We start from the raw sequence: 6,000 nt of genomic DNA, 5'->3' as shown, positions 1-6,000 counted from the left end.
CCTCAACCTCAAGCTGACGACGGGCGCCTATGGTGCGTCGTTTTTCATGCTGACCGGTTTTCACGGCTTCCATGTGACACTGGGCTCCATCATGCTGCTGGTGATATGGTTTCGGGTCATGGCGGGCCACTTCACGCCCGAGAATCACTTTGGCTTTGAAGGGGTCGCCTGGTACTGGCACTTTGTGGACGTGGTCTGGCTGGGACTGTTTATCTTTGTTTATTGGCTCGTGTGAGGAATGATGGAATTTCATGTCCGGAATTTGTTCTAATAATTACAGCGCTTGCGCGATATTTCCGCAATGATCCTGTCCCGTACAACTCAATATGCTATTCAGGCACTTATTTACATGGCCACGCAACCCCCCGGTGTAGCGGTATTGAATCGTACCATTGCCGACCACCTCAATTCGCCCTCCACCTATCTTGCCAAGATTCTGCAGGAATTGTGCAAGGGTAATCTGTTGTATTCTTTTCGTGGCAAGCAAGGCGGCTTCTGCCTGCGGGAAAATAGCGATAAAATCAATCTGATGCAAATCGTCAGACTTACCGAGGGGCCGGAGTTCACGGAAGGCTGCGTGCTGGGACTCAAGGTTTGCAGCGACAAGACCGCCTGCCCAATGCATACCAAATGGTGGCCGATCAAGCAGGAAATCGTGAAGCTGTTGCAAAACCAGACGCTGGAAATGCTTGCCGCGATGGTGGCGAGCGGTGAGTACCAATTGACGGATTTCCCCGGGGCGGTTCTGGGAGACCTGAAGCTCCCCACATAGATTGAGATTCCTAATTTATTGCCAATAGGTCCTCATATGCCAGAGCGTGCGCTAAAAATGCTACCCGTCACCACAGAACCGGCAGGCGTGCCGATCGATTGCAGAAATTGCGGTGCTTACCAGTTATGCATGTCCTTGTGGCTGAAGACCGGTGATTCATCGTTACTCGAGCGTGTGGTCAAAAAGAAGCAGGTGTTTAAACGTGGTGAAGTCCTGTATCACATGGGACAATCCCTCGAGTATATCTACGTCATTCGCGGGGGATCGGTTAAAACCTGCATCAGTAATGAAGATGGGCAAGTTCAGGTGATGGGTTTTCATGTAGCGGGAGAATTGCTGGGCCTGAACGCCATCGGGAATCGGCAACATAACTGCGAGGCCCGGGCAACAGGGGTCACTTCCGTCTGCGAAGTTTCAGTCGATCGTTTCGAGGAATTGGCCAGGGAAGACCCTGCCATCCAGTACGAAATCTTCAAGATCATGAGCGCGGAAATCCGCCACGGCCAGGAATTGCTGCTGCTGCTTGGCAAACACAATGCCGATGAGCGTCTTGCCGCTTTCTTACTCAACCTGTCGCAGCAATTCGCGCAGCGCCATTGTTCAGCTATCGAATTTAACCTGAGCATGTCCCGCAGTGATATTGGCGATTACCTGGGAATCGCGGAGGAGACGGTGTGCCGGGTATTTACCCGGTTTCAGGATGAGGGACTCATCAGTTGCGAATGCAGGCATATCCGGCTCAATGACCTGAAGCGCTTGCGGCAGATCGCCAGCCGGTTAACGCCAAGCTCGCAGAGCGCGGTTATCACGCCTCTTCAAGCCTGATCCACAAATTTTCACAAGAACCTATTCCTGCCTTCCAGGGGATTTCTTTCATTCTGTGACGATACTCGTTGGTTTCCCCTCTCTGCGATATGCGCCCGGCAGCTAGAGTTCCCACTCGGGTTAGAGCCAAGTAAGCCAAATAAGCGAAGAAAGCGCACGGGCTGTCTGGATTTGTCCAGGGGAATCCTGAGCAGGCATTTCCGTGTCGCAGCTTTGCCCACCATGTTTTGCGGGTGGGCCGCCTTGTAAGTTTCCGTTGCACTGTAGCAAGGGAAATCAACCCCGTATATTCCCGCCATCCCTCCTTATCTTCCGTGGTTCCTGCACCCCCAGTCCACTTTCCACAGGATAGCGCCGCAATCGGCAATGTGGAAACCTTAAGGGCTCCTTAGCCCTGAACCGGTCAAGCTCTGTCTCCCTCGTTAAAAGGCAATGTTGACCGGTAAACCTTTCCCCCCAAAAGACCAAATAGAAGATGACGTCCGTCAGGTTTTTATTTCCTGGGGCGCCATATCATTAGCTATCGGATATATGAATCCGATTATCTTTAATTCTTAAATCCGTAATTTTTCGTCGTAATGCAATTTGAATAAACCAGAGCCCATGATTTTCCCATCCGGGTTTTCGTTCGCCACCGCTGGCAGCGGCCCATCTCATCGAGATTGGCGAGGATTGGTTCTGGTGGCACCCGAATGTCCGGCACATCATGAAAAAACCTGCAATTTGCCGTCTTGTCTGGAGTTTTCCGCCGCCGCTACGGCTGAATCAGTGACCGAAAGAATTCGATATAACCATGGAGAAAAATTGGATGAAACATTTCTTTGACAAGACGCGGCTGATCGTCAATGTTGCGGCCGCTTCGCTTGCCATTGTCATGGTAATGGCTGTTCCGCAGGCTTCGGCTCAGGATGCAAGAACCGAGGCCCTGGAACGTTCACTCAAGCAACTGGAAGCCAGTATGCAAGCTATCCGGAGTGAACTGAACCAGCTGAAATCCGAGTCCGCCCGGGATACGCAGAAGCTTATGGAAATGGAAGAAAGGTCGGTTTCGATGGAGAAACGGCAAGTTCTGGAAGCGCAGAACGTTACGAAAATCGAAGAGGTGGCCGCATCGGTAGGAAAACGGCCAGACAGCAAATCGCATATGCTGTTTTTTCGCGGTGGTTTTGCACACAGCAATGAGCTCCGTAACGGCGTATCCATACAAAGTGGCGGTCTTGGCGGTGCCGGAGGGCAGGCGGATAGAGATGCATGGTATATCGGAGCGGGTTTTGACTTTAACCTGACAAACGATGCCTGGGGTTTGATGCCCAAAACGAGTGTCATGTCTGAGGTGATGTTCGAATACAAGGAATATGGTTCCAAGGTACGAGGCAACGCGCTGCCCGTTTCAGGAGCTGGCGTAAATGTCAGTCAGTTTACGCTGACGGCCGCGCCGAAAATCAAATTTCTGGAGGGCTCCAGATTCAGACCCTGGATTATCCCCGCAGGCCTGGGTATTCATGTGATCAGCCCTCCATCCGAGTCCATTACGGTATTGGTCCCCGGGGTCATGTTTGGTGCCGGCGCCGATTACAGAATCTGGAAAGATTTGTTTGTGGGCGTTGATGCCCGTTATCACCTGACCAGTGGCAGAAATGACGGCATCAAAATCGATGGCGTGACTGCCGGTGGTTACCTTGGAGTCGGCTTCTAAAGCTATCGATTCTGGAACGCGGACAAAAATGAAGACAGAACCTGGCAACCTGCCGAAAAGCCACGCTATGCAAGCCGCATTCCTTCGTCGGAGCGTAAGCCAGGAACGATGCTGGCGCGAAGGTGAGCCATGCGGGTCTTGCTCCAATGCTCTTCGGCACCGGTCTTGGATGAAGATTGAGCCGTCAGGTATGTTTATGATTCGACAAGAGTTTCCGTTACATGCCGTTTATTTCTAACATGAGGAGAACCCATGAAAAAACCGCTTATTGCCATTGTCACATTGCTGACGTTTACCGGTACCGTTTGCGCAGCCGTCAACATCAATACCGCTACTCAAGCCGAGCTTCAGACTCTCAAAGGCATCACCGCCACCAAAGCTAAGGCGATCATCGACTACCGTTCAAAGGCGGGCGCATTCAAGTCGACGGATGATCTCCAAAAGGTTGAAGGCGTTAACAGCCATACCGTGGATATGCAACAGCTCCGCAAGGATATTACGCTTACCGGCCCCACTGTGCTCAGAAACGAAGCCAGGCCTGCAAGCAAATAAGAGAAGGTTGAACCAGAAGAAAAATCAACTGCAAAGGCGGACGGGAGTACGGATTTTTGGCCCAATTCCCGCTTTTTGCGACAAAAATCCCGGATTACCCGGGGTTTTTGTTTGTATCCGGTAATCCGATTGAAACAGTAGACGAGTATAAAGGTTATCCTGCCGCTATCCGCATGTCGGAAGGAGTCTGGATGAACCGATTGATTCATATATCGACCCCCCATTTTTTTTGAACTAACCGGGCATCCATGCGTTCGTACATGATACGGACAAACTTCCCGGCTACCTGATATAATCCTGCCCTTTTGCCTTTCCGACCAAGGATTTCCGCATGCCAAGATCCATTCGCAATATCGCCATCATCGCCCACGTCGATCACGGCAAGACCACATTGGTGGATAAACTGCTGCATCAGGCGGGTTCTTTCGCCGCGCACCAGCACATTGCCGAGCGAGTGATGGATTCCAGCGATATTGAGCGCGAGCGCGGCATCACCATACTTGCCAAGAACTGTGCGGTGGACTACGAAGGCGTGCATATCAATATTGTGGACACCCCCGGCCATGCCGATTTTGGCGGCGAGGTGGAGCGCGTGCTATCGATGGTGGATGGGGTACTGCTGCTGGTGGATGCGGTCGAGGGTCCCATGCCGCAAACTCGTTTCGTCACCAAAAAGGCACTGGCGCTCGGATTGCGCCCCATTGTAGTGGTCAACAAGATCGACCGTCCCGGTGCGCGTCCGGATTGGGTGGTGAATCACACCTTCGATTTGTTCGACAAACTGGGTGCTAATGAAGAGCAACTGGATTTCCCGGTGATCTATGCCTCGGCACTCAACGGTTACGCCATGATGGATTTGAAACAAGCCACTACCGATATGCGCCCGCTGTTTGACACCATACTCAGGTACGTTCCGGCGCCCATCGGCAATCCGGAGGAACCGCTGCAGCTGCAGATCAGTGCGCTGGATTATTCCAGTTTTGTCGGGCGTATCGGTATTGGCCGCATCGGCCGGGGCCGCCTCAAGCCTGGACAGGACGTGATGGTACTGGCGGGAAGTAGTGCGCCGAAGAAAGCCAGGGTCAACCAGGTGTTGGGCTTCCGTGGCATCGAACGCGTGCAGATGGACGAGGCGCTGGCGGGCGACATTGTTTTGATCAATGGCGTCGAGGAACTGGGTATCGGTACGACTTTGGCTGATATTGATCAGCCCGAAGCATTGCCGATGTCCACGGTAGACGAGCCCACGCTGACAATGAATTTTCAAGTGAATACATCACCTTTTGCCGGAAAAGAAGGAAAATTCGTTACCAGCCGGCAATTGCGCGAGCGCCTCGAGAAGGAATTGCTTACCAACGTTGCGATGAAGCTGGAGGATACCAGTGATACCGATTCATTTCTGGTTTCCGGGCGGGGTGAACTGCATCTTACCATCTTGCTCGAAAGCATGCGGCGCGAAGGCTATGAGCTGGCGGTGTCCCGTCCGCATGTGGTGATTCGCGAAATAGATGGCGTCAAATGCGAGCCATTCGAAATGCTCACGGTCGATGTCGAAGAGGCGCATCAAGGCGCGGTTATGGAGGCGCTGGGCGCGCGCCGCGGCGATTTGCAGGACATGGTTTCGGATGAGCGTGGGCGAGTGCGGCTGGATTACCGTATTCCTGCGCGCGGCCTGATCGGTTTTCAATCCGACTTCATGACCATGACACGGGGCACAGGCCTCATGAGTCATGTATTCGATGAATATGCGCCCATGCGGCCGGAAATCGCCGCGCGCCGCAATGGCGTACTGATCTCGGCGGAACAGGGCGAGGCTGTCGCCTACGCACTATGGAAATTGCAGGAACGCGGACGCATGTTTGTCAGCCCCGGCGATCGCTTGTATGAAGGCATGGTGATCGGCATCCATAGCCGCGATAATGATCTGGTCGTCAATCCCATCAAGGGAAAGCAGCTCACCAATATACGCGCCTCGGGAACCGACGAGGCCGTGACCCTGACCCCGCCCATTCAACTCACGCTGGAATCCGCGATCGAATTCATCGCTGACGATGAATTGGTGGAGATTACGCCAAAAACCATTCGTGTCCGCAAGCGTTTTCTGCAGGAACACGAACGCAAGAAAGCTTCGCGGGCTGCGGCATAATTTCACGAA

6 protein-coding genes are annotated in these 6,000 nt (G+C 53.0%); all 6 read left to right on the top strand.

Features of this window, described 5'->3' with window-relative positions; all coding sequences use genetic code 11:
* A partial coding sequence (locus SQ11_RS08030) for a cytochrome c oxidase subunit 3 (RefSeq protein WP_041513620.1) occupies nucleotides 1-235 on the top strand: 235 nt, incomplete at its 5' end.
* Between the two features lie 66 nt (nucleotides 236-301).
* Nucleotides 302-772, top strand: coding sequence for an Rrf2 family transcriptional regulator (locus SQ11_RS08025; RefSeq protein WP_041513655.1), 471 nt, complete (start codon nucleotides 302-304; stop codon nucleotides 770-772).
* 129 nt (nucleotides 773-901) lie between these two features.
* Complete coding sequence (locus SQ11_RS08020; RefSeq protein WP_232297930.1) at nucleotides 902-1,597, top strand: helix-turn-helix domain-containing protein; 696 nt, start codon at nucleotides 902-904, stop codon at nucleotides 1,595-1,597.
* Between the two features lie 808 nt (nucleotides 1,598-2,405).
* Nucleotides 2,406-3,293 carry a hypothetical protein gene (locus tag SQ11_RS08015; RefSeq protein WP_041513618.1) on the top strand — a complete coding sequence of 296 codons (888 nt, stop codon included), beginning with the start codon at nucleotides 2,406-2,408 and terminating at the stop codon, nucleotides 3,291-3,293.
* Nucleotides 3,294-3,545: 252 nt separating this feature from the next.
* Entirely contained in the window at nucleotides 3,546-3,845 is a 300-nt protein-coding gene (locus tag SQ11_RS08010) for a helix-hairpin-helix domain-containing protein (protein WP_041513617.1), read from the top strand.
* A gap of 331 nt (nucleotides 3,846-4,176) precedes the next feature.
* Nucleotides 4,177-5,991, top strand: coding sequence for a translational GTPase TypA (typA, locus tag SQ11_RS08005; protein ID WP_041513616.1), 1,815 nt, complete (start codon nucleotides 4,177-4,179; stop codon nucleotides 5,989-5,991).
* Nucleotides 5,992-6,000: the final 9 nt, after the last annotated feature.

It is taken from the genome of Nitrosospira sp. NpAV (assembly GCF_000832065.1).
Taxonomy (GTDB): Bacteria; Pseudomonadota; Gammaproteobacteria; order Burkholderiales; family Nitrosomonadaceae; genus Nitrosospira.
Note: the sequence above shows the minus strand (reverse complement) of the source record. Positions and strands in the feature narration are given on the sequence as shown.